Source organism: Rhizobium sp. 0TCS1.26 (genome assembly GCF_050455525.1).
Lineage (GTDB): Bacteria > Pseudomonadota > Alphaproteobacteria > Rhizobiales > Rhizobiaceae > Neorhizobium.
Genome location: NZ_JBCIYV010000004.1, coordinates 114,641 through 134,568, shown reverse-complemented (window position 1 = coordinate 134,568; position 19,928 = coordinate 114,641). Strand labels below are relative to the sequence as shown.

Genomic DNA, 19,928 nt, shown 5'->3' with positions numbered 1-19,928 from the left:
GTTTACAGGGGCGGCGCACCGGTCACAAGGGCGGGCACCCGACATTGAATTGCATCCCCGCGGTCGCCACTTCGGCTATGGTGGTGGTCGTAATGCATCGCTGGAGTGAAAGTTCATGAGCCAGAGTGAAATCGCCACGACCTGCGCCATCGCCGGCGGCGGCCCGGCGGGCATGATGCTCGGCCTGCTTCTGGCACGCGCCGGCGTCGACGTGACGGTGATCGAAAAGCATGCCGATTTCCTGCGCGACTTCCGTGGCGATACCATCCACCCGTCGACGCTGGAGGTGATCTCCGAGCTCGGGCTGGAGGAAGCTTTCCTCAAGCTGCCGCACACGCGCGCCGAAAAGCTGTCGGCCGAGATGGGCGGCCGCACCGTCACCATCGCCGATTTCTCACGGCTGCCTGTCCGGCATCGTTTCATCGCCTTCATGCCGCAATGGGACTTTCTCGATTTCCTCGCCGGCGAGGCAAAGCGTCATCCCAACTTCCACCTGATGATGGCGACGGCCGTCGAGGACGTGCTGACCGAAGACGGCCGCGTCTGCGGCCTGTCTCTGGGAACGCTGGATGGCCCGCTGACGCTGCGCTCCACGCTCGTCATTGCCGCCGATGGCCGCAATTCGGTCGTCCGCCAGAAGGCCGGGCTCGTGGTCGAAACGTTCGGCAGCCCGAGCGAAGTCGTGTGGATGAAGCTCTCCAAGCAGCCGGGCGACCCCACCGAGACCATGGGCCATGCGGGCCCCCGGCAGGGTTTCGTGCTGATCGACCGCGGCGACTACTGGCAGTGCGGCTATATCGTCCGGCGCGGAACGTTTTCCGAGATCCAGGGCCGCGACATCGAACTCTTTCGCGCCAAGGTGCGCGAGGTCTCGCCGCTGCCGCATGAGCGGATGGAAGAGATCCGCAGCTGGGAGGATGTGAGCCTGCTTCAGGTGCGCATCGACCGGCTGAAGCAATGGTGGCGGCCGGGGCTCATCGCCATCGGCGATGCGGCGCATGCCATGTCGCCGATCGGCGGCGTCGGGGTCAATCTCGCCATTCAAGACGCGGTGGCGGCGGCAAACATCCTGGCCGGACCGCTGAAGCAGGGGCGGCTTGCCGATGCCGATCTGGCGGCCGTCGAGAAGCGCCGGCTGTTTCCGACCCGGGCGACGCAGAAGCTGCAGCTGATGATGCGCTCCGGCCGCCGCAAGGACGAGGGCGATGCGGAGAAACGCAAGGGGCCGCCGGCCTTCATCCGCGGCATCGTGCGCTTCCCGCTGCTCGCCCATCTTGCCGGCCGGCTAATCGGTCTCGGCTTTCGCATGGAACGGCCGCGCAAGGTCGGCCTGTCCGGTTGAGCGTCTCGAAACGCTGCAGCAGAAGGCCGGCAAGGCTTCGTCGGACGGCGTATTGAAGGAAAATTTACCGTTCCGGAGGTTTTCTAGGCGCGCTGACCTGCTTTTCCGCCCGCCGCTCCAAGGCGGAGTAGGATGGCAGGGGCTGGCGGAAGGGTCCGGATGCAATGACTGCGTCCTCTTCCAGCGTCCACGTCCTTGGCAGGGAATGATCATGACCAACACCCCGAATGACGGAGCATCCGTCCGGAACCTCGTGGCATCCTGCGATCTTCGCGATGCCGCCACCGTTCCAAAAGCGCTGTTCGGCTATGTCGCATCGGTCATCGATCCGAGCGCGCCCAGCGTCTACATCATCGACCTGCTGCCGCCGTTGAGCACGGCCATGCAGTCCTTCCTCAACGGCATCGGCGCCTTCAACAGCGCACCGCATTCCCCACGCGAGGTGGCAGGGCGACGCCTCAGGCTGCTGGAATGCCTGGATGCGTTCATCGACGAGGCGCGGCTGGGCGAGGGGAGCCGAACGCTGAAGCGGAGCGTCGCCGACGGCGAACGTTCCTGACTGCACCCCTTCGGCGCTCAGGCACCAGGTGCCAGTGCCGGTGCTCGAATTCTGCAGCACGGGTGTGGCTATCGCGGCCGTCATTCCCATATGAGCCCGACGACAATCCGGCGGCTGAAGGCCGTTTCATGAAAAGGGCTTGAGCGGTGACGACTTCGCGGGAACAGGGACTGGCGCCGCTCCTCGAAGACCTGGCGAACCAGGCGGCCGGCGCGCCGCTCAGCCTCGGCGGTCTCCTGGCGCTGCTCGGCGAACAGGCAACCGCGCTGGTGCTGCTGGTGTTTGCCATCCCGGCGATCATCCCGACCCCCGGCATTCCGGCCGGCATGGTGTTCGGCACGGCGCTGGCGCTGCTTTCGGCGCAGCTGGTGATCGGTGCCGACCGCTTCTGGCTGCCGGGCCGGCTGTCGCGGATCGAGGTCCCGCAGAAGTTGCTGTCGGCGATGTCGGTGCGCCTCGGGCCGAAGCTTGCCTGGCTGGAAACCTGGCTGCGGCCACGATGGACCGGGCTGACGGGACGCGCCGCCGTTCGGCCGCTCGGCTTGGTCGTGCTGCTGATGGGCGTGCTGATTGCCCTGCCGATCCCGTTCGGCAATGTGCTGCCGGGTCTGTCGGTGTTCTTCATCGCGCTCGGGCTGGCGCAGCGCGATGGCATGGCTGTCGCCGGCGGGCTTGTCTTCGGGCTCCTCGCCGTCGCCTTCACCGGCTTCCTGTTTCTCGGCGGCTGGTGGCTGATCAGCGACTGGCTGGGCCTTGGCAACGCGGGCAACACCCCGGCCGCCTGACGCTGGCCGGTTGCTCATGCCTTGGGTATGGACACTGGAAAAATGGTGTCCACGAGAGGATTCGAACCTCCGACCCCAGGATTAGGAATCCTGTGCTCTATCCTGCTGAGCTACGTGGACAACGCTGCGGTACATACCGCAGGCTGGCGTGGCGGACAAGACGGAAGCCGGATCCGAGGCCAAGGTTTTGGCCTCGCTCGGCAGCGGATCCCGTTGCGCTCTCGGGGCGTCACGTCGATCGTCGCGTTCAGTCGTTCCCTCAGTCGCCGAGGCGCTGCTCTGCAAGCTTCACCCAGTAGGAGATGCCGTAGGCAAGCGCTTCGTCGTTGAAGTCGTAGGACGGATTGTGGAGCGCGGCCGTATCGCCGTTGCCGATCATGATATAGGCGCCCGGCCGGGCCTGCAGCATGAAGGCGAAATCTTCACCGGCCATGCTGGCGTCGACGTCGGTGTCGACATTACGCTCGCCGACGATGTCGATGGCGGCCCGGGCCGCATGTCCCGTCTCTTCGGCATGGTTGACGGTCACCGGGCAGGCCCGCTCGTATTCGACCAGCGCCACGGCGTCGTTGGCGGCGGCGATGCCCTCGGCAATCTGGCGGATGCGCCGCTCGGCAAGATCGCGCACCTCCTCATCGAGGCTGCGCACGGTGCCGGTCAGGAACGCCTCTTCGGGAATGATGTTGTGGGTCGTTCCGGCATGGAACTGGGTGACGGAGACGACCACCGAGCGCAGCGGGTTCGCATTGCGGGCGGCGATCATCTGCAGGCCGCTGACGATCTGCGCGCCGATGACGATCGGGTCGGCCGCCCGGTGCGGCTCGGCAGCATGGCCGCCGCGGCCGGTGATGCGGATGGCAAACTTGTCGGGCGCCGCCATGATGCCGCCCTTGCGGATGGCAAACGTGCCGAGCGGCATTCCCGGCATGTTGTGCATGCCGTAGACCTCATCGATGCCGAAGCGGTCCATCAGCCCTTCCTCGACCATCGCCAGGGCACCGCGGCCGCCTTCTTCGGCCGGCTGGAAGATGACCGCGACCGAGCCGTTGAAGTTGCGGGTTTCGGCGAGGTAGCGGGCAGCACCGAGCAGCATCGCCGTATGGCCGTCGTGGCCGCAGGCGTGCATCTTGCCGGGCGCCTTCGATGCATAGGACTTGCCGGTGATCTCCTGGAGCGGCAGTGCGTCCATGTCGGCGCGCAGGCCGATCACCCGGCCGCCGGTGTCGCGCCCGCGAATGATGCCGACGACGCCGGTGCGGCCGAGGCCGGTCACGATCTCGTCAACGCCGAACGATTTCAGCTTTTCCTCGACGAAGGCCGCGGTGTCCTCGACATCGTAGAGAAGCCCTGGATTTTCATGGATGTGGCGGCGCCATTCGGTGGCTTCCTGCTGCATTTCGGCTGCTCTGTTCAAGATCGGCATTGCTGTTCCTGCTGTTCACCAAGGCGCGGGGCGCATCGCCCGTCGAGCTGATATTGCGCCGCAGAATTGACGGAATCAACGTTCTTTGCCATTGCTTGGCCACAAGGGCGTTCTATCGCCCGCGCGTCTCCCGCGATCATGACGAGGTCCATCCTTGCCCCACAGGACAAGCCGTTTGCCTTCCGCATCGAAGATCTCTGCCGCCCTGCTTGCCGGCATCACGGCATTCACCGGTATCGCCGATACGGCATCCGCCAATCCGAAGGTGCTTGTCGATGTGCGCACCGGCCGCGTCATCGCCCACCAGGAGGCATTCCGGAAATGGTACCCGGCATCGCTGACCAAGCTGATGACCTCCTACGTCACCTTCCGGGCCTTGAAGAGCGGCCGCATCAACCTGGAAACGCCGGTGGTGATGAGCCGGAAGGCGGCCGATCAGCCGGCCAGCAAGATGTATCTGAAGCCCGGCGCCTGGATGACGCTCGATTCGGCGATGAAGATCCTGCTGGTCAAATCCGCCAACGACATCGCCGTCGCCGTTGCCGAAACCGTCGGCGGCACCACCGAGAATTTCGTCGAGATGATGAACGCCGAGGCGGCACGGCTCGGCATGAATTCGTCGCGCTTCATCAATCCGCATGGCCTGCCCGGCAAGGGGCAGTTCACCACCGCCCGGGATCTTGCGGTGCTGACCATGCAGCTGAAGCGCGAGTTTCCCGAATATGCCAGCTATTTCTCGCTCGAAGGCGTCAGCACCGGAAGCAAGGAATACCCCAACTACAACATGCTGATTGGCCGTTTCGACGGAGCCGACGGCATGAAGACCGGCTTCATCTGCGCCTCCGGCTTCAATCAGGTTTCGTCGGCGACCCGCAACGGCCGCACCGTCATCTCGGTGGTGCTCGGCTCCGACAGCCTTGCCGGGCGTGCGGATGAATCCGCCGACCTGCTGCAGAAGGGGCTCACCGCGCCGCAGGGCAATGGCGACCTGCTGTCGGCACTTGCTCCCTACGGTCCCGACCGTGACCAGGTGGTCGATATCAGCAACGACATCTGCAACCCGAAGGCCGCCAAGGTGCGCAGCGAAGGCCGCGACGATGCCGGGAGGATGATCGTTCATTCGCCTTACATCAGCCAGATGGTGAACCCGCCGCGCTACAGTCTCGCGACCATCAACCAGCCGCCGCAGCTCTCCCCGGAGCAGCGGGCGGAGGGTCATCTCGCCAACGTGCCGTTGCCGATCCCGCGGCCGGCCACTTTCTGACCTCGGACTGAGGACATCGCCATGGCTCTTGCGAGCGAACGCATTCCGGTTTCCATTCTGACCGGCTTCCTCGGCGCCGGCAAATCGACGCTTCTCAACCGCATCCTGAAGGATCCCGCCGCCCATGACACGGCGGTGATCATTAATGAATTCGGCGAGGTCGGCATCGACAATTTCCTCGTCGAGACATCCGGCGATACGCTGCTGGAACTGTCCAACGGCTGCCTGTGCTGCACCGTGCGCGGCGAACTTGTGGAAACGCTGGCGTCGATCATCGACCAGATCCAGACCGGGCGGCTGAAGCAGATCCGTCGCCTGGTCATCGAGACGACAGGCCTTGCCGACCCGGCGCCGGTCATGCAGGCGGTGATGGGCAACCCGGTGGTCGCGCAGAGCTATCAGCTCGACGGCGTCGTCACCGTGGTTGACGCCGTCCACGGGCTGTCGACCATCGAGCGGCATCCGGAAGCGCTGCGGCAGGTGGCGGTAGCCGACCGGCTGGTGGTGACGAAGAAGACGCTCGCGTCACCGGCGGCGGTCTCGGCGCTGATGGCACGGCTTGCGGATCTCAACCCGCGCGCCGCGTTGACCGACGGTGATGCAGAAGCGGCCGGACGCGTCTCGCTTCTCGAAAACGGGCTTTACGATCAGGATACCAAGATCGCCGACGTGGCGCGCTGGCTGAGCGACGAACGTGCGGCCGAAGTGCACCCGCATCACCATGATCATCACCATGATCACGACCATCATGCGCATGCGCCGGTCGGCGATCACGCACACGCGCAGCACGGCCACCACCATCACCAGCACGACGTGAACCGCCATGGCGCCGACATTCGGTCGTTTTCTATCCTCCACGACCGGCCGATTGAGCCGATGGCGATCGACATGTTCATCGACCTGCTGCGCTCGGCGCACGGCGAGAAGCTGCTCCGGATGAAGGCGATCGTCCAGCTCTCGGACAATCCCGAGCGGCCGCTGGTGCTGCATGGGGTGCAGAGCATCTTCCACCCGCCGGAGCGGCTGGCGCGCTGGCCGGAAGGCAGCGACAGGCGCACGCGCATGGTGCTGATCACGCAAGGCCTGTCGGAGGAGTTCGTCCAGGACCTGTTCGCCGCCTTCACCGGTCAGCCGCGCATCGATCGCCCGGATCGTGCCGCGCTCGAAGACAATCCGCTGGCCGTTCCCGGTCTGAGGATGTGATCAGTCGCGGTTGAGCCCATTGGCACCGCGGCGGATGACGAAGCGGTGGCCGTCCTCGGTGCGCTCAGTGTCCAGGAGTTCGTGACCGTCTTCGTTGCAGAAATGCGGGATGTCGATGCCGGCAAGCGGATCGGTCGTCTCGACGACCAGTTCCTCGCCCGGGACCATCGCAGATAGCTTTCTGCGGGATTTTAGAACGGGAAGCGGGCATTTCAGCCCGCGCAGATCGTAGAGGGTGCGGGTCCCGCCGGAGATCACTGCCGGCGCTACCACAGCTTCCAGAAGGGCTTCTTGCCGGTGGTTTCTGCAGCCGGCTGTACCGACGCATAGGCAAGAGGATTGGGTGCCGGCACCGGAACGGAGCCGGTGGTCATCGGCGCCTGCGGTCCAGCGGAGGCTGGCTGCCTGCCGGATGCGTTCATGGCGGTCGCGACGGACATCGAGGAACGGCCGGCCGGCGAGACGCCCTGGTTAGCCTGCGGCACGGCAGTCGCCACTGCGGCCTGAGGTGCTGGCTGCGAACCGACGCGGCCCTGCTTTCCGGCATTGCCCTCGGCCGAAGCAACGAGCATCGACCCGGCCGGCTTCGTCTTCGACAGGCGGGCTGCCATCAAGGTTTCGAATTCCGCCGGCTCGACGAGCTTTCCAGCTTCCAGCGACGTGCCGGTCGGCGCATAGGCGAGATCGCGGCCCTTGCGCTTGGCGGCAACCACCGCCTTGCGTTCGGCTTCGGTCGGCTCGTACCACACCTTGCCGCTCAGCTTGTCGACGGCCTTGGTATAGGCGAGCTGATAGTCTTTCTCGTAGGACGTCAGGGCCGCGGTCAGCGCCGGCGGCGTCGACATCGGCGGGCACGCGGCGCCCGGCGAGATGCTGCCGGCCCCCTGGACCTGCTGGTTGAAGACGTACTTCCGGTCGCAAACGTTCACTTCGGGCGGACGCTTGGTCACTTCGAACTGGTCGTAGCCGACCTTCAGCATCTTCCAGAAGTCGAGGTGTTCGCTGTTGCGGTGCCGGGCCATGTTTTCCGCGGTCATGCGGAACGGGAAGGCCTCGAGCTGGATGGTCGACTGGCCGCCCTTGAAGGCATCGCGGGCAAAGGCATAGATTTCCAGGATCTGCTCGTCGGTCATCGAATAGCAGCCGGAAGACGAGCAGGCGCCATGGATCATCAGGTTGGAACCGTTGCGGCCGTTGGCGGCGTCGTAGCGGTTCGGGAAGCCCGTGTTGATGGCGAGGTAGTATTTCGAATTCGGATTGAGATGGGCCGGCGTCAGGTTGTAGAAACCTTCGGGCGCCTGGCGGTCGCCTTCCTTGACCTTGGGTCCGAGCTTACCGGACCAGGCACAGATCTGGTACTGGGCGATCTTATCGAAGCGGTTGTCCGCCTTCGCCTTCCAGATCTCCATCACGCCTTCTTCCTTGAAGACGCGGATCATGATCGGCGAGTTGCGGGGCATGTTCTTCTTCTGCATTTCCGCGACGACGCGGGCAGGCAGAGGCTGCTCGACCTTGTTCTTGACCGTCGAAAGATCGATGGCGCCATCGATCGATTCGGTACAGCCGACAAGGGCGGTTGCCATCAGAAGAACGGAAGCAAGAATTTTCAAGCGCATCTGATACGGATCACATGAAATCGACCAACGGGTGCAGGCTCATCCTGCTTCTACCCATTCTGTCAGGAATAATAAAGCGGTAAGCTTTACATTCTCTTAACCGCTCAAGCCCGCAGAACAGCACGAGTTCGTGAAGAACGATGCATGCCAGTTCTCTTCGATCCGACTACTTGATCAGAGATTGCGGCCGATTTCCAGAAATTTCTGCCGGCGTGCCTTGCGCACGTCATCCGGAGAAAGCTGTCCGAGCTCGCTGAGCGCCCCCTCGATCACATCGCCGGCAGCGTCGATCACCGTCTCCGGCTCGCGATGGGCGCCGCCCAAAGGCTCGCCGATGATGCCGTCGATGACGCCAAGCCCCTTCAGATCCTCGGCCGTGATCTTCATGTTGGTCGCGGCTTCACGGGCCCGGGTCGAGTCGCGCCAGAGGATCGAGGCTGCACCTTCCGGCGAGATCACCGAATAGATCGCGTGCTCGAGCATGAACACCTTGTTGCCGGTGGCAATCGCGATCGCGCCGCCGGATCCGCCTTCGCCGATCACGACCGAGACCATCGGCACGCGCAGCCCCAGGCACATCTCCGTCGAACGGGCGATGGCTTCCGCCTGGCCGCGTTCCTCGGCGCCGACGCCCGGATAGGCGCCCGCCGTATCCACCAGCGTGATCACCGGCAGGCCGAAACGGTCGGCCATTTCCATGACGCGGATGGCCTTGCGATAGCCTTCAGGGCGGGGGCTGCCGAAATTGTGCTTGATGCGCGACTTGGTGTCGTTGCCCTTTTCCTGGCCGATGATCGCTACGGGCTGGCCGCGGAAGCGTCCGAGGCCGGCCTGGATGGCGGCATCCTCGCCGAACGTCCGGTCGCCGGCGAGCGGCGTGAACTCGGTGAACAGGCGCTTGGCGTAATCGACGAAATGCGGTCGCTGCGGATGACGCGCGACCTGGGTTTTCTGCCAGGCGGTCAGTTTGGAATAGATGTCCTGCATGGCTTCGCGAACGCGCACTTCCAGCCGCTGGATCTCGTCGGAGGTGTCGATGCTCTCATCTTCCGTCGCGAGTTTCTTCAACTCGTGGATCTTGCCTTCCAGGTCGGAGATGGGCTTTTCGAAGTCGAGATAAGTTTGCATGAGCTCCGTGTTCCGATCGTTCTTGCGGCCTGGCCGCGCTCCGCCCGGGCTCTAATCAGGTGTTTTGGCGCTTTTTGCAAGAGGGTGATGCGCTTCGACCACTTCTCGCAGGCGTTCATCCAGAACATGCGTATAGATCTGCGTGGTAGAAATGTCGGAATGCCCAAGCAGTTCCTGCACCACGCGCAGGTCAGCACCGTTCTGCAGGAGGTGGCTGGCGAAAGCATGGCGCAGCACGTGCGGCGAGATGGTTGCCACCCGGATACCGGCGCGGGCGGCGAGATCCTTCAGGTCGCGGGCAAAGACCTGGCGCGGCAGGTAACCCTCCTTGCCGGTCGACGGAAACAGCCAGGGGCTTTCCTTCTGGCCGGCGGCTTCGGCTGCGGCGCGTGCCTGTCCGTAGGCCTGCAACGCAGCGATGGCGGAACGGGACAGCGGCACGAGCCGCTCCTTGTTGCCCTTGCCGCGGATCATCAGGAAGCGTCCCTCCTGGTCGAGCACCTTGACCGGCAGCGACACCAGTTCGCTCACCCGCATGCCGGTGGCGTAAAGGGTTTCGAGGAGCGCCAGCATTCGCAACCTGGGCAGCCGGCCCGGTCCCTCCTCGGCCGCTTCTTCGACGGCGCGCGCAAGCAGCCGGCCGACATCCGCCTCGCTCATGGTCTTCGGCAGCGGCCGTGTCTTCTTCGGTGCGTCGAGGATCGACGTCGGGTCGTCGCCGCGCAGGTTCTCCGCATAGAGGAACTTGTAGAACTGGCGCATGGCCGAGAGCCGCCTGGCCTGCGACGACGCCGCAAGCCCCTGACGCGAAAGGTGGGCAAGGTATTCACTGAGATCGGCGGAGGTTGCGGCAAGCAGGCTCGTCTTGCGACCTTTCAGTTGAATGTAGAGGTCATCGAGGTCGCGCTGATAGGAGGACAGCGTGTTGACCGCAGCGCCACGCTCGGCGCTCATCATCTCCAGGAAGGCTTCCACATGCGCGCGCGACAGGTCCGTCATCGACATCCTTCAGGGCTGCGGCGGGTTCAGCCGCTCGGAGGGAATGCGCACGGTGATTTCCCGCTCGCGCGGTTCGACGAGGAACACCAGCGCGACCATGCTTCCGTAGATAATGCCGGCAATCACCGCGAGGATGAACAGGAAACGGAAAAGGGTCGGCATCGGGTGGCTCCGCAGGGTGGGCGGCACTTTATGAGGAAAGCGGGCGGGAAGTGCAAGAAGCGGCGCGCAACTGAGGTTTTGCGGCGGCGTGACTTGACGCTTTCCCGTCATTTGTCGATAGGGTGGGCAAAGGACTGCGAGAGGACAGCTTTCCACGACGATGCCCGATCTAGTCATACCACCGGCTGCACCCTTGACGTTGAGCGATCGGGCTCGCGCGGCGCTTGGCGGCCGCAACCTCGTGTTCGTGGGGCTGATGGGCGCGGGGAAATCTGCGATCGGTCGGATCGTCGCGCAGCAACTGAGGCTACCTTTCATCGACACGGACAACGAGATCGAGCGTGTTTCTCGGATGACCATTCCGGAACTCTTCACGGCTTATGGTGAAGGGGAATTCCGCGCGCTGGAGACGCGGGTTATCCAGCGATTGATGAAGGGGGGTCCCCGCGTCGTGTCCACAGGCGGCGGCGCCTTCATCAACGATCGAACGCGGGCGTGCATCAAGCAGCGCGGGCTGTCGCTGTGGCTGAAGGCGGATCTCGATCTCCTCTGGGAGCGGGTGTCGAAGCGCGACAACCGGCCGCTCCTCAAGACCGAAAACCCGAAGCAGACGTTGGAGACCCTGATGAACCAGCGCTACCCCATCTATGCAGAAGCCGACCTGACGGTGCCGTCGCGCGACGTGCGCAAGGAGACGATGGCCAGCGACGTGCTGACAGCCCTCGTCGCAATGACCAAGGAAGTCGAGGCCGATGAATACCGCAGCCAGCAATCCTGAAAATCCTGTGCCTGAACGCCTCGTACATGTGCCGCTCGGCGAGCGGGCCTACGACATCCTGATCGGCGCGGACCTGATCGGCAGGGCCGGTGGCGAGATTTCGGCACGCCTGAAGGGCCGGCGCGCCGCCATCGTCACCGACGAGCACGTGGCGCCACTCTTTCTCGAAAGCTTGATGGACAGCCTGCAGACGGACGGTATCGAGGCCGTATCGCTGACGCTTCCAGCCGGCGAGAAGACCAAGAGCCTTGAGCACCTGGCGACTGTCTGCGACATGGCGCTGTCGGCCCGCATCGAGCGCAACGACTGCATCATCGCGCTCGGCGGCGGAGTGATCGGCGATCTTGCAGGCTTTGCCGCGGGTATCGTCCGTCGCGGCGTTCGCTTCGTGCAGATCCCGACGACGCTTCTGTCGCAGGTGGATTCATCCGTCGGCGGCAAGACAGGCATCAATACCCGCCACGGCAAGAACCTGCTCGGCGTCTTCCACCAGCCGGATCTGGTGCTGTCCGACACGGCAGCCCTCGGCAGCCTCAGCGAGCGCGAGTTCCGGGCCGGATACGCAGAAGTCGCGAAATACGGATTGATCGACAAGCCCGATTTCTTCGCCTGGCTCGAAGCCAACTGGCGCGACGTCTTTGCCGGCGGCGCCGCACGTGCAGAGGCCATTGCGATCAGCTGCCAGGCGAAGGCCGACGTGGTGGTGGAGGACGAGCGGGAGACCGGGCGCCGCGCCCTTCTCAACCTCGGCCATACCTTCGGCCATGCACTGGAAGCGGCCACTCGCTACGACAGCAGTCGCCTCGTGCATGGCGAGGGCGTGGCGATCGGCATGGTGCTGGCGCATCGCTTTTCGGCGCGCCTGAACCTTGCCAGCCCCGACGATACGGCACGCGTCGAAGCACATCTGCGGTCTGTCGGCCTGCCGACCCGGATCAGCGAGATCCCGGGCGAGCTTCCGTCGGAGGAGGTGCTGATGGATGCCATCGCCCAGGACAAGAAGGTCAAGAGCGGCAAGCTGACATTCATCCTGACGCGCGGGATCGGAGAGGCTTTCGTCGCTGACGACGTGCCGGTCTCCGAAGTGCGCGCGTTTCTCGAAGAGGCAAGACGAGGCTAGATGCTGCTGGGCTTCCTGACGTTCTTCACCGATCACTGGATCACGCTCGGCATCATCGTCCTGCTGATCGTTGCATCCGGCTTCTTCTCGGGCTCGGAAACCGCGCTGACGGCTGCGTCCCGGGCGCGAATGCACACCTTGGAAACCAACGGCGACCAGAGGGCCGGTCTCGTCGCGCGACTGATCGAGCGCCGCGACAGGCTGATCGGCGCGCTGCTGATCGGCAACAATCTCGTCAACATCCTTGCCTCGTCGCTGACGACGAGCCTGTTCCTCGGCCTGTTCGGCAACAATGGCGTGGCGGTAGCGACCATCGTCATGACGATCCTGCTGGTCATCTTCTCGGAGGTTCTGCCGAAGAGCTGGGCGATCTCGGCTCCCGACCGTTTCGCCCTCTGGGTCGGGCCGGCCGTCAAGGTGTTCGTCGGCGTAGCCGGGCCGCTGTCGAGCGGCGTCAATGCCATCGTCCGCTTCATCCTGAGGCTCTTCGGCATCACACTGTCGCGGGAAGTCTCGATGCTGACCGCGCACGAGGAGCTGCGCGGCGCGCTGGACCTGCTGCATCGCGAGGGTTCGTTCATCAAGGCCGACCGTGACCGCCTCGGTGGCTTGCTCGATCTGGAGGAGCTCGAGATCTCGGACGTGATGAAGCACCGGACCGCGATGCGGGCAATCAATGCCGACGATCCGCCGGAGGCCGTCGTGCGGGCCGTACTCGAGAGCCCGTTCACGCGCATGCCGCTGTGGCGGACGACGACCGACAACATCATCGGCGTGGTCCATGCCAAGGACCTGTTGCGGGTGCTGGCGGAGCCGGACATGGAGCCCGAAAACCTCGATATCGCCAGGATCGCCCAGAAGCCTTGGTTTGTTCCGGATACGACGAGCCTCAAGGATCAGTTGAACGCCTTCCTGCGTCGCAAGGTGCATTTCGCCGTCGTCGTCGACGAGTACGGCGAGGTGCAGGGCATCGTCACGCTCGAAGACATTCTGGAAGAGATCGTCGGCGACATCGCCGATGAGCACGACCTCGAGATCCAGGGCGTGCGCCAGGAGGCCGACGGATCAATCGTGGTGGATGGAAACGTGCCGATCCGCGACCTGAACCGGGCACTCGACTGGCACCTGCCGGACGAGGAGGCCACGACGATCGCCGGCCTGGTCATTCACGAGTCGAAGTTGATCCCGCAGGAGCGGCAGACCTTCACCTTCCACGGCAAGCGCTTCACTGTCATGAAGCGCGAGAAGAACCGCATCACCAGACTGCGCATTCGTCCGGCAGAAGACGCAGCGGTTCCCGTCTGACCGGTTACCAGCGGGTCGGCTCTCCGGGCGCCGAAGGCTCGACCGCCAGCGCGTGCAGTCCAGCGTCCAGTTCAGGTTTCAGGAGATCGTTCACCAGCCGATGCCGCTGGAGGCGCGTCAGCCCCAGGAATCTGCCGGAAACAACCCGCACCCGCATATGGGTTTCGCCGTCGCCGGTCATGCTCGGCTGATGCCCCGCATGCTGATGGCTCTCATCGATAACCTCCAGCCGTTCAGGCTTCAGTTCCTCTTCCAGCGTCGATTGAATGCGCGTGCGGACCGACATTCGGGCCTCCCGGTGTGTCGAAAATGGCGTCCCACAGAACAGCAACAAAGGCCTTTGTCAATTCTTGTTCTGCCCCGTCCTGCACCCCATAATGTGCTTAAATGAAACTAGATTCCAAATATTTCGACCGCATCCGGACGCGCCGGAAACGGGAGCAGGATCCGGCGCCCTCGGCGCCGACCTGTCAGTGGGACGGTTGCGACAAGCCGGGCGTGCATCGTGCGCCGGTGGGGCGTAACGCCGAAGGCCAATTTTTCCTGTTCTGCTTCGAGCACGTCAAGGAATACAACAAGGGCTACAACTACTTCTCCGGCCTGTCGGATACCGAGATCGCTCGGTACCAGAAGGAAGCGATCACCGGTCACCGTCCGACCTGGACGGTCGGCGTCAACAAGGCGGCCAAAGACGCGCCGCTGCATGCGACCACTCGATCCGGTTCTGCCGCCAGCTTCAATCGCGTCAAGGATCCGTTCGGCTTCGTGCGCGAAGGTGGACCGGGCGGTGCCCGGAACGAACCGGCGGTGCGGAAGTTGAAGACACTCGAGGCGAAGGCCTTCGACACAATGGGCTTGACGGCAGGCGCAACCAAAGCCGAAATCAAGAGCCGCTACAAGGAACTGGTCAAGAAGCACCATCCTGACGCGAATGGCGGCGACCGTGGCTCGGAAGAACGTTTTCGGGCCGTCATACAGGCGTATCAATTGTTAAAGCAGTCCGGTTTCTGCTAAGCCGTTCTGGTGCAAGGCAACATGGCAGCGAAGGATTGCGGCCGGACCGGTATCCGGTTCGACGTGGAGTGGTGATGAGCAAAATCGATCTTGATATTTCAAACCTCCCGGACACCACGGTTTCGGTTCGGGACGTCTTCGGCATTGACACCGACCTCAGGGTTCCCGCCTACAGCAACGGCGACCCTTACGTTCCCGACCTGGACCCCGACTACCTGTTCGACCGCGATACGACGCTGGCGATCCTGGCGGGCTTTGCCCACAATCGTCGCGTCATGGTCTCTGGCTTTCACGGCACGGGCAAGTCCACCCATATCGAGCAGGTTGCGGCGCGGCTGAACTGGCCTTGCGTGCGCATCAACCTCGACAGCCACGTCAGCCGTATCGATCTCGTCGGCAAGGACGCCATCGTCCTGAAGGACGGCAAACAGATCACCGAATTCAAGGACGGCATCCTGCCCTGGGCCTACCAGCACAATGTGGCGCTGGTCTTCGACGAGTACGACGCCGGTCGTCCGGACGTCATGTTCGTCATCCAGCGCGTGCTGGAATCGTCCGGCCGTCTGACGCTTCTCGACCAGAGCCGCGTCATCCGTCCTCATCCGGCATTCCGCATCTTCGCAACCGCCAACACGGTCGGTCTCGGCGATACGACGGGTCTCTATCACGGCACGCAGCAGATCAACCAGGCGCAGATGGACCGCTGGTCGATCGTCACGACGCTGAACTATCTGCCGCACCAGCAAGAAGTGGATATCGTGTCCGCCAAGGTGAAGAGCTTCGGTGCGACGGCTGAAGGTCGCGAAACGGTTTCGAAGATGGTCCGCGTCGCGGACATGACGCGCTCGGCCTTCATCAACGGCGACCTGTCGACGGTCATGAGCCCGCGTACCGTCATCACCTGGGCGGAAAACGCCGAGATCTTCGGGGACGTCGCCTTTGCCTTCCGCATCACCTTCCTCAACAAGTGCGACGAACTGGAGCGGACGTTGGTCGCCGAGCAGTATCAGCGCGCTTTCGGCGTGGAGCTGAAGGAGAGCGCCGCGAACATCGCGCTCGGAGCTTGAAGGGCGAAGGCAGACTGACAAGGTGAGCGATATGGCAGGCCGCGGCGACAATACGAAGGCGAAGACGAGCGGGCCGGTTGATACCGAGCCGCTACGCCGGGCGATCACCGGCTGCGTGCGTTCCATTGCCGGAAACGCGGAGGTGGAAGTCTCTTTCGCCAACGAGCGTCCGGGCATGGCCGGCGAACGCATCCGCCTGCCGGAGATTTCCAAGCGCCCGACGGCTCAGGAGCTCGCCGTGACGCGTGGTCTCGGCGATTCCATGGCCCTGCGGCTCGCCTGTCACGATGCCAGCCTGCATGCGACGATGTCGCCGCAGGGGAGTGATGCCCGTGCTGTGTTCGACGCGGTCGAGCAGGCGCGGGTGGAGTCGATCGGCTCGCTCAGGATGGCCGGCATGGCCTCCAACATCGCCACCATGAATGCCGAGAAGTACAGCAAGGCCAACTTCGGTGGCGTCGAGCGGCAGGAAGACGCGCCGATCGGCGAGGCCATGGCGATGCTGGTGCGCGAGAAGTTGACGGGCATCCAGCCGCCTGCCAGCGCCGGCAAGGTGCTCGATCTCTGGCGTCCGTTCTTCGAGGAGAAGGCAGGGCCGGATCTCACCAGCCTGCGCACAGTGATGGAAGACCAGCAGGCGTTCGGCAAGCTGGTCCGCCACATGCTGTCCTCGATGCAGATGGCTGAGGATTTCGGCGACGACGAAGACCAGTCGGACGAGATGGAGAACCCCGACGACGAGGATCAGCCGCGCAGCAACGAGACCGAGAACGACGAAGTCGAGGAAGATGCCGGCTCCGACGCCGCACCGGCCGAAGAAAGCAGTGCTGCGGAAGAGCAGCTCGACGACGGCGAGATGGACGGCGCCGAGATCTCCGACGACGACATGTCCGACGACGAGGACGACCAGTCCGAGACGCCCGGCGAAACGCGGCGCCCGAGCCTGCCCTTCGACGATTTCAACGAGAAGGTCGACTACCATATCTTCACGCAGGAGTTCGACGAGGAGATCCTTGCCGAGGAACTGTGCGACGAAGCCGAACTCGACCGTCTGCGAGCGTTTCTCGACAAACAGCTCGCGCATCTCCAGGGCGCCGTCGGACGCCTGGCGAACCGCTTGCAGCGGCGGCTGATGGCGCAGCAGAACCGTTCCTGGGATTTCGATCTGGAAGAGGGCTATCTGGATCCCGCGCGCCTGGTGCGCCTGGTGATCGATCCGATGCAGCCGCTGTCGTTCAAGCGGGAGCGTGACACGCAGTTCCGCGATACGGTCGTGTCGCTGGTCATCGACAATTCCGGGTCGATGCGCGGTAGGCCGATCACGGTTGCCGCGACCTGCGCCGACATTCTTGCCCGAACCCTGGAGCGCAGCGGCGTGAAGGTCGAGATCCTCGGCTTCACGACCAAGGCGTGGAAGGGCGGGCAGAGCCGCGAGCAGTGGCTGGCGGGCGGCAAGCAGCCGACGCCGGGTCGCCTCAACGATTTGCGCCATATCGTCTACAAGTCGGCAGACGCGCCGTGGCGCCGTTCGCGCCGCAACCTCGGCCTGATGATGCGCGAGGGCCTGCTCAAGGAGAACATCGACGGCGAGGCGCTGATGTGGGCGCACAACCGTCTGATCAACCGACCGGAGCAGCGCAAGATCATGATGATGATCTCCGATGGCGCGCCCGTCGACGACAGCACCCTATCGGTCAACCCCGGCAACTATCTCGAGCGTCACCTGCGGGCCGTCATCGAGCAGATCGAGACACGGTCGCCCGTCGAACTGCTGGCCATCGGTATCGGCCACGACGTGACCCGCTACTACCGTCGCGCTGTGACGATCGTCGATGCGGACGAACTAGCCGGCGCCATGACGGAACAGCTGGCGGATCTGTTCGACGAGAATGGCGGCCAGCGCGGCCGCGCACGACGGGCGGGCTGATCTCGCTTGGTCCGGATCCGGCATCTCGTATCCGCCCTCCTGCTCGGCGCCGCGCTTGTGGCGCCAGCCGTGCGGGCGCAAACGATCGATGTGCCGGTGCAGGCAAGGCCCTTCGTCTTCTTCAAGCCGGGATCGCAGGAGACCCGCTTCGGCGAACTTGAGTTCGTTGGAGGGCTGGAGTTTACATCGCGGGAAGAGCTGCTCGGCTCGCTCTCCAGCATCAGGTTCCGCCCGGGCGGCCTGCAGTTCGTCTCGGTTCTCGATACCGGGCACTGGCTGACCGGGCGCATCTCCCGGGGCAGTGATGGACGCCTCGCAGCGCTTGAAGACGTCGCCATCTCGGCGATGCGTGATGGGCGCGGCGAGGAGCCGCGCAACAAGGGCGACATCGACGCCGAGGGCGTCGCGCTGCGTCCCGGCGAGGCGATCGTCAGCTTCGAGCGGCGCCATCGCGTGGATGTCTATCCGGATCCCGGTTTCGAGACATCACCGCCGCGCCGCAGCCTCGACATTCTCATTCCCAGGCGTGAATTGCGCGGCAATGGCGGATTGGAAACTGTCGTCGTCGCGCCTCCAGCAGGCTCTCTGAAGGGTGCCGTCGTGACGATCGCCGAGCGTAGCGTCGATGCGGACGGCAATCTCTATGCTGCCATTTTGGAGGGCCCCCGAAAGGGCCAGTTCAAGGTGGTGCGCAAGGCGCCCTGGGACGTCACCGACGGCGCGTTCCTTCCCGGCGGCGACCTGTTACTGCTGGAGCGTCGGTTCAGCTTCCTCGGCGGCGTGGGGATGCGCATCCGGCGGATTGCCGGCGAAGACCTGAAGCCCGGCGCGTTGGTGGACGGGCGGGTGCTGATCGAGGCCGATATGGGTTTCCAGATCGACAACATGGAAGGCATGGACGTCATCGACGGCGATGACGGTCACCCGCATGTGATCCTGGTCTCCGACGACAATCATTCGATCCTGCAGCGAAACCTGATGCTGGAATTCAGGCTCACCGACTGACCGGGAGAGGAGGGGCTTAGATGACCCGTATCCATGTCATGGGTGCGTCCGGTTCCGGGACCACGACCCTGGGAAGAGCCCTGGGTGAACGGCTGGGGCTGCCGCATCTTGATACCGACGATGCTTACTGGCTACCGACGGATCCACCCTACACGACGCCGCGCCCGGTGCCGGACAGACTGGCTGTGCTCGGTGAGCGGATGGCCGGCGCATCCGGATGGGTGCTGTCCGGCTCGGCGCTCAAATGGGGGCAGTCGCTGGAGCCGCTCTACCACCTGATCGTGTTCCTGATGCTCGACCCCGGGCTCAGGATGGAGCGCATCCGCCGGCGCGAGGTGGAGCGCTACGGTGAACGCATCCTGCCCGGCGGCGATATGGCGGAACCAAGCACCAGGTTTCTGGAGTGGGCCGCGGCGTATGATACGTCAGGCCCCGAGCAACGAAGCCTTGCCGCACACGAGGCGTGGCTTTCGACGCTGACTGCGCCGGTGCTGCGGCTCGATACGTCCCGGCCTGTCCAGGATCTCGTGGACGAGATCCTCCTGCATCCGCTGGTCGCGGCGAAGGGCATTGCCGCGCCCCGCTGAGGACTGCTCAGGCAGCCTGTGCGGGCGGCATCGGCTTTACGACGCTCATCAGCGCGCCGTAGGGCAGGAGCATCACGAGACCGACCAGCAGCTTGACGACGAAGTCGCCGAGTGCCCAGGAGATCCAGCGCGGCGCTTCCGTGGCGAAGATGCCGAGGATGGGTGCCTGGCTGATGGCAAACTCGTCATTGGCGCCGAGGAAGCCGAAAAGCGGTGCAAACGAGATCGAGAAGAACAGGACTGTGTCCAGCGCCGAGCCCAGCATGGAACCTGCCAGAGGCGCCTGCCACCAGCTCTGGCGGCGGAGCGTATTGAACACCGAAATGTCCAGCAATTGGCCGACGAGATACGCGGCGCCGGAACCGATCGCGATGCGCGGAATGGAGGTGTAGAAGGACAGCGTCACACCGACAACAAAGCCGGCAAGAACGACGCGGCGGGCGATGCGTGGGCCGAACTGACGGTTCGTCAGGTCGGTAACCAGGAAGGCCGCAGGATAGGTGAAGGCGCCCCAGGTCAGCAGATCGCTGAGCTCGATGCCGAAGACATGCCCGGCAACCGGGAACTGGACGAGGAAGTTGGAGGCGACGACGACGATCGTCATCAGCACTACGTAAACAATGGTCGCGCGAAAATACCGCATT

General features: G+C 64.2%; 21 protein-coding genes and 1 tRNA gene. 13 read left to right on the top strand and 9 right to left on the bottom strand.

What is annotated here, in order from left to right:
• The first annotated feature begins 115 nt into the window (after positions 1-115).
• From AAIH46_RS18410 to AAIH46_RS18400, 3 genes are all read left to right on the top strand, one after another.
• A complete protein-coding gene (locus AAIH46_RS18410; RefSeq protein WP_430307505.1) occupies positions 116-1,342 on the top strand; it encodes an FAD-dependent oxidoreductase in 1,227 nt (408 codons plus the stop codon).
• A 211-nt stretch (positions 1,343-1,553) separates the two neighbouring features.
• The gene (locus tag AAIH46_RS18405) at positions 1,554-1,901 is read left to right on the top strand and encodes a hypothetical protein (RefSeq protein WP_430307504.1); all 348 of its coding nucleotides are present in this window, start codon (positions 1,554-1,556) and stop codon (positions 1,899-1,901) included.
• Between the two features lie 146 nt (positions 1,902-2,047).
• Positions 2,048-2,686 carry an exopolysaccharide biosynthesis protein gene (locus AAIH46_RS18400; protein WP_430307503.1) on the top strand — a complete coding sequence of 213 codons (639 nt, stop codon included), beginning with the start codon at positions 2,048-2,050 and terminating at the stop codon, positions 2,684-2,686.
• Positions 2,687-2,729: 43 nt separating this feature from the next.
• Here the strand turns inward: AAIH46_RS18400 and AAIH46_RS18395 are convergent.
• Both AAIH46_RS18395 and AAIH46_RS18390 read right to left on the bottom strand, forming a co-directional pair.
• Positions 2,730-2,806, bottom strand: a tRNA-Arg gene (locus AAIH46_RS18395).
• A gap of 139 nt (positions 2,807-2,945) precedes the next feature.
• Complete coding sequence (locus AAIH46_RS18390; RefSeq protein WP_430307502.1) at positions 2,946-4,109, bottom strand: M20 aminoacylase family protein; 1,164 nt, start codon at positions 4,107-4,109, stop codon at positions 2,946-2,948.
• Positions 4,110-4,263: 154 nt separating this feature from the next.
• Between AAIH46_RS18390 and AAIH46_RS18385 the strand changes: the two genes are divergently transcribed.
• Together AAIH46_RS18385 and AAIH46_RS18380 are read left to right on the top strand one after the other, a co-directional pair.
• Positions 4,264-5,373, top strand: a complete 1,110-nt coding sequence (locus tag AAIH46_RS18385; protein WP_430307501.1) for a D-alanyl-D-alanine carboxypeptidase family protein — start codon at positions 4,264-4,266, stop codon at positions 5,371-5,373.
• A gap of 21 nt (positions 5,374-5,394) precedes the next feature.
• Positions 5,395-6,576 (top strand): CobW family GTP-binding protein, encoded by a 1,182-nt coding sequence (locus tag AAIH46_RS18380; protein WP_430307500.1) that lies wholly within the window; start codon positions 5,395-5,397, stop codon positions 6,574-6,576.
• On the opposite strand, the gene AAIH46_RS18375 is transcribed toward AAIH46_RS18380, so the two are convergent.
• The 5 genes from AAIH46_RS18375 to AAIH46_RS18355 all read right to left on the bottom strand — a co-directional run bounded on the left by AAIH46_RS18375 (position 6,577) and on the right by AAIH46_RS18355 (position 10,481).
• Positions 6,577-6,831 carry a sulfurtransferase TusA family protein gene (locus tag AAIH46_RS18375; protein ID WP_430307754.1) on the bottom strand — a complete coding sequence of 85 codons (255 nt, stop codon included), beginning with the start codon at positions 6,829-6,831 and terminating at the stop codon, positions 6,577-6,579.
• A gap of 11 nt (positions 6,832-6,842) precedes the next feature.
• Entirely contained in the window at positions 6,843-8,192 is a 1,350-nt protein-coding gene (locus AAIH46_RS18370; RefSeq protein WP_430307499.1) for a L,D-transpeptidase family protein, read from the bottom strand.
• A gap of 174 nt (positions 8,193-8,366) precedes the next feature.
• Positions 8,367-9,320: an acetyl-CoA carboxylase carboxyltransferase subunit alpha gene (locus tag AAIH46_RS18365; protein WP_430307498.1), complete on the bottom strand. Its 954-nt coding sequence runs from the start codon at positions 9,318-9,320 to the stop codon at positions 8,367-8,369.
• 51 nt (positions 9,321-9,371) lie between these two features.
• Positions 9,372-10,319 (bottom strand): site-specific tyrosine recombinase XerD, encoded by a 948-nt coding sequence (gene xerD / locus AAIH46_RS18360; protein ID WP_430307497.1) that lies wholly within the window; start codon positions 10,317-10,319, stop codon positions 9,372-9,374.
• A 9-nt stretch (positions 10,320-10,328) separates the two neighbouring features.
• Positions 10,329-10,481: a hypothetical protein gene (locus AAIH46_RS18355; RefSeq protein ID WP_430307496.1), complete on the bottom strand. Its 153-nt coding sequence runs from the start codon at positions 10,479-10,481 to the stop codon at positions 10,329-10,331.
• A gap of 160 nt (positions 10,482-10,641) precedes the next feature.
• On the opposite strand from AAIH46_RS18355, the gene AAIH46_RS18350 reads away from it, so the two are divergent.
• The 3 genes from AAIH46_RS18350 to AAIH46_RS18340 are packed head-to-tail and all read left to right on the top strand — an operon-like array spanning position 10,642 to position 13,684.
• Complete coding sequence (locus AAIH46_RS18350) at positions 10,642-11,259, top strand: shikimate kinase (protein ID WP_430307495.1); 618 nt, start codon at positions 10,642-10,644, stop codon at positions 11,257-11,259.
• On the top strand, positions 11,234-12,379 hold the full coding sequence (aroB, locus tag AAIH46_RS18345; RefSeq protein ID WP_430307494.1) for a 3-dehydroquinate synthase: 1,146 nt from the start codon (positions 11,234-11,236) through the stop codon (positions 12,377-12,379). The genes AAIH46_RS18350 and aroB overlap by 26 nt, the downstream gene beginning before the upstream one ends.
• Positions 12,380-13,684, top strand: coding sequence for an HlyC/CorC family transporter (locus AAIH46_RS18340; RefSeq protein WP_430307493.1), 1,305 nt, complete (start codon positions 12,380-12,382; stop codon positions 13,682-13,684). It begins immediately after the preceding gene.
• A gap of 4 nt (positions 13,685-13,688) precedes the next feature.
• On the opposite strand, the gene AAIH46_RS18335 is transcribed toward AAIH46_RS18340, so the two are convergent.
• Positions 13,689-13,970 (bottom strand): BolA family protein, encoded by a 282-nt coding sequence (locus AAIH46_RS18335; RefSeq protein ID WP_430307492.1) that lies wholly within the window; start codon positions 13,968-13,970, stop codon positions 13,689-13,691.
• Between the two features lie 101 nt (positions 13,971-14,071).
• Here AAIH46_RS18335 and AAIH46_RS18330 point away from each other — a divergent pair, with 101 nt between their 5' ends.
• The 5 genes from AAIH46_RS18330 (at position 14,072) to AAIH46_RS18310 (ending at position 19,284) form a co-directional block, all read left to right on the top strand.
• Positions 14,072-14,698, top strand: a complete 627-nt coding sequence (locus AAIH46_RS18330) for a J domain-containing protein (RefSeq protein WP_430307491.1) — start codon at positions 14,072-14,074, stop codon at positions 14,696-14,698.
• A gap of 74 nt (positions 14,699-14,772) precedes the next feature.
• The gene (gene cobS / locus AAIH46_RS18325; protein ID WP_430307490.1) at positions 14,773-15,765 is read left to right on the top strand and encodes a cobaltochelatase subunit CobS; all 993 of its coding nucleotides are present in this window, start codon (positions 14,773-14,775) and stop codon (positions 15,763-15,765) included.
• A 31-nt stretch (positions 15,766-15,796) separates the two neighbouring features.
• Positions 15,797-17,692 (top strand): cobaltochelatase subunit CobT, encoded by a 1,896-nt coding sequence (cobT, locus tag AAIH46_RS18320; protein WP_430307489.1) that lies wholly within the window; start codon positions 15,797-15,799, stop codon positions 17,690-17,692.
• Between the two features lie 6 nt (positions 17,693-17,698).
• A complete protein-coding gene (locus AAIH46_RS18315; RefSeq protein WP_430307488.1) occupies positions 17,699-18,697 on the top strand; it encodes an esterase-like activity of phytase family protein in 999 nt (332 codons plus the stop codon).
• A gap of 20 nt (positions 18,698-18,717) precedes the next feature.
• Complete coding sequence (locus AAIH46_RS18310) at positions 18,718-19,284, top strand: adenylate kinase (protein ID WP_430307487.1); 567 nt, start codon at positions 18,718-18,720, stop codon at positions 19,282-19,284.
• 7 nt (positions 19,285-19,291) lie between these two features.
• On the opposite strand, the gene AAIH46_RS18305 is transcribed toward AAIH46_RS18310, so the two are convergent.
• The gene (locus AAIH46_RS18305) at positions 19,292-19,927 is read right to left on the bottom strand and encodes a VUT family protein (protein WP_430307486.1); all 636 of its coding nucleotides are present in this window, start codon (positions 19,925-19,927) and stop codon (positions 19,292-19,294) included.
• Position 19,928: the final 1 nt, after the last annotated feature.

Excerpts from the sequence above, each read along its gene's own strand:
- AAIH46_RS18370 (WP_430307499.1), bottom strand. The coding sequence starts at position 8,192 with ATGCGCTTGAAAATTCTTGCTTCCGTTCTTCTGATGGCAACCGCCCTT.
- cobS (WP_430307490.1), top strand. The coding sequence starts at position 14,773 with ATGAGCAAAATCGATCTTGATATTTCAAACCTCCCGGACACCACGGTT.
- AAIH46_RS18305 (WP_430307486.1), bottom strand. The coding sequence starts at position 19,927 with ATGCGGTATTTTCGCGCGACCATTGTTTACGTAGTGCTGATGACGATC.
- cobT (WP_430307489.1), top strand. The coding sequence starts at position 15,797 with ATGGCAGGCCGCGGCGACAATACGAAGGCGAAGACGAGCGGGCCGGTT.
- AAIH46_RS18380 (WP_430307500.1), top strand. The coding sequence starts at position 5,395 with ATGGCTCTTGCGAGCGAACGCATTCCGGTTTCCATTCTGACCGGCTTC.
- AAIH46_RS18310 (WP_430307487.1), top strand. The coding sequence starts at position 18,718 with ATGACCCGTATCCATGTCATGGGTGCGTCCGGTTCCGGGACCACGACC.
- AAIH46_RS18350 (WP_430307495.1), top strand. The coding sequence starts at position 10,642 with ATGCCCGATCTAGTCATACCACCGGCTGCACCCTTGACGTTGAGCGAT.
- aroB (WP_430307494.1), top strand. The coding sequence starts at position 11,234 with ATGAATACCGCAGCCAGCAATCCTGAAAATCCTGTGCCTGAACGCCTC.
- AAIH46_RS18355 (WP_430307496.1), bottom strand. The coding sequence starts at position 10,481 with ATGCCGACCCTTTTCCGTTTCCTGTTCATCCTCGCGGTGATTGCCGGC.
- xerD (WP_430307497.1), bottom strand. The coding sequence starts at position 10,319 with ATGACGGACCTGTCGCGCGCGCATGTGGAAGCCTTCCTGGAGATGATG.
- AAIH46_RS18410 (WP_430307505.1), top strand. The coding sequence starts at position 116 with ATGAGCCAGAGTGAAATCGCCACGACCTGCGCCATCGCCGGCGGCGGC.
- AAIH46_RS18340 (WP_430307493.1), top strand. The coding sequence starts at position 12,380 with ATGCTGCTGGGCTTCCTGACGTTCTTCACCGATCACTGGATCACGCTC.
- AAIH46_RS18405 (WP_430307504.1), top strand. The coding sequence starts at position 1,554 with ATGACCAACACCCCGAATGACGGAGCATCCGTCCGGAACCTCGTGGCA.
- AAIH46_RS18365 (WP_430307498.1), bottom strand. The coding sequence starts at position 9,320 with ATGCAAACTTATCTCGACTTCGAAAAGCCCATCTCCGACCTGGAAGGC.
- AAIH46_RS18335 (WP_430307492.1), bottom strand. The coding sequence starts at position 13,970 with ATGTCGGTCCGCACGCGCATTCAATCGACGCTGGAAGAGGAACTGAAG.
- AAIH46_RS18330 (WP_430307491.1), top strand. The coding sequence starts at position 14,072 with ATGAAACTAGATTCCAAATATTTCGACCGCATCCGGACGCGCCGGAAA.
- AAIH46_RS18390 (WP_430307502.1), bottom strand. The coding sequence starts at position 4,109 with ATGCCGATCTTGAACAGAGCAGCCGAAATGCAGCAGGAAGCCACCGAA.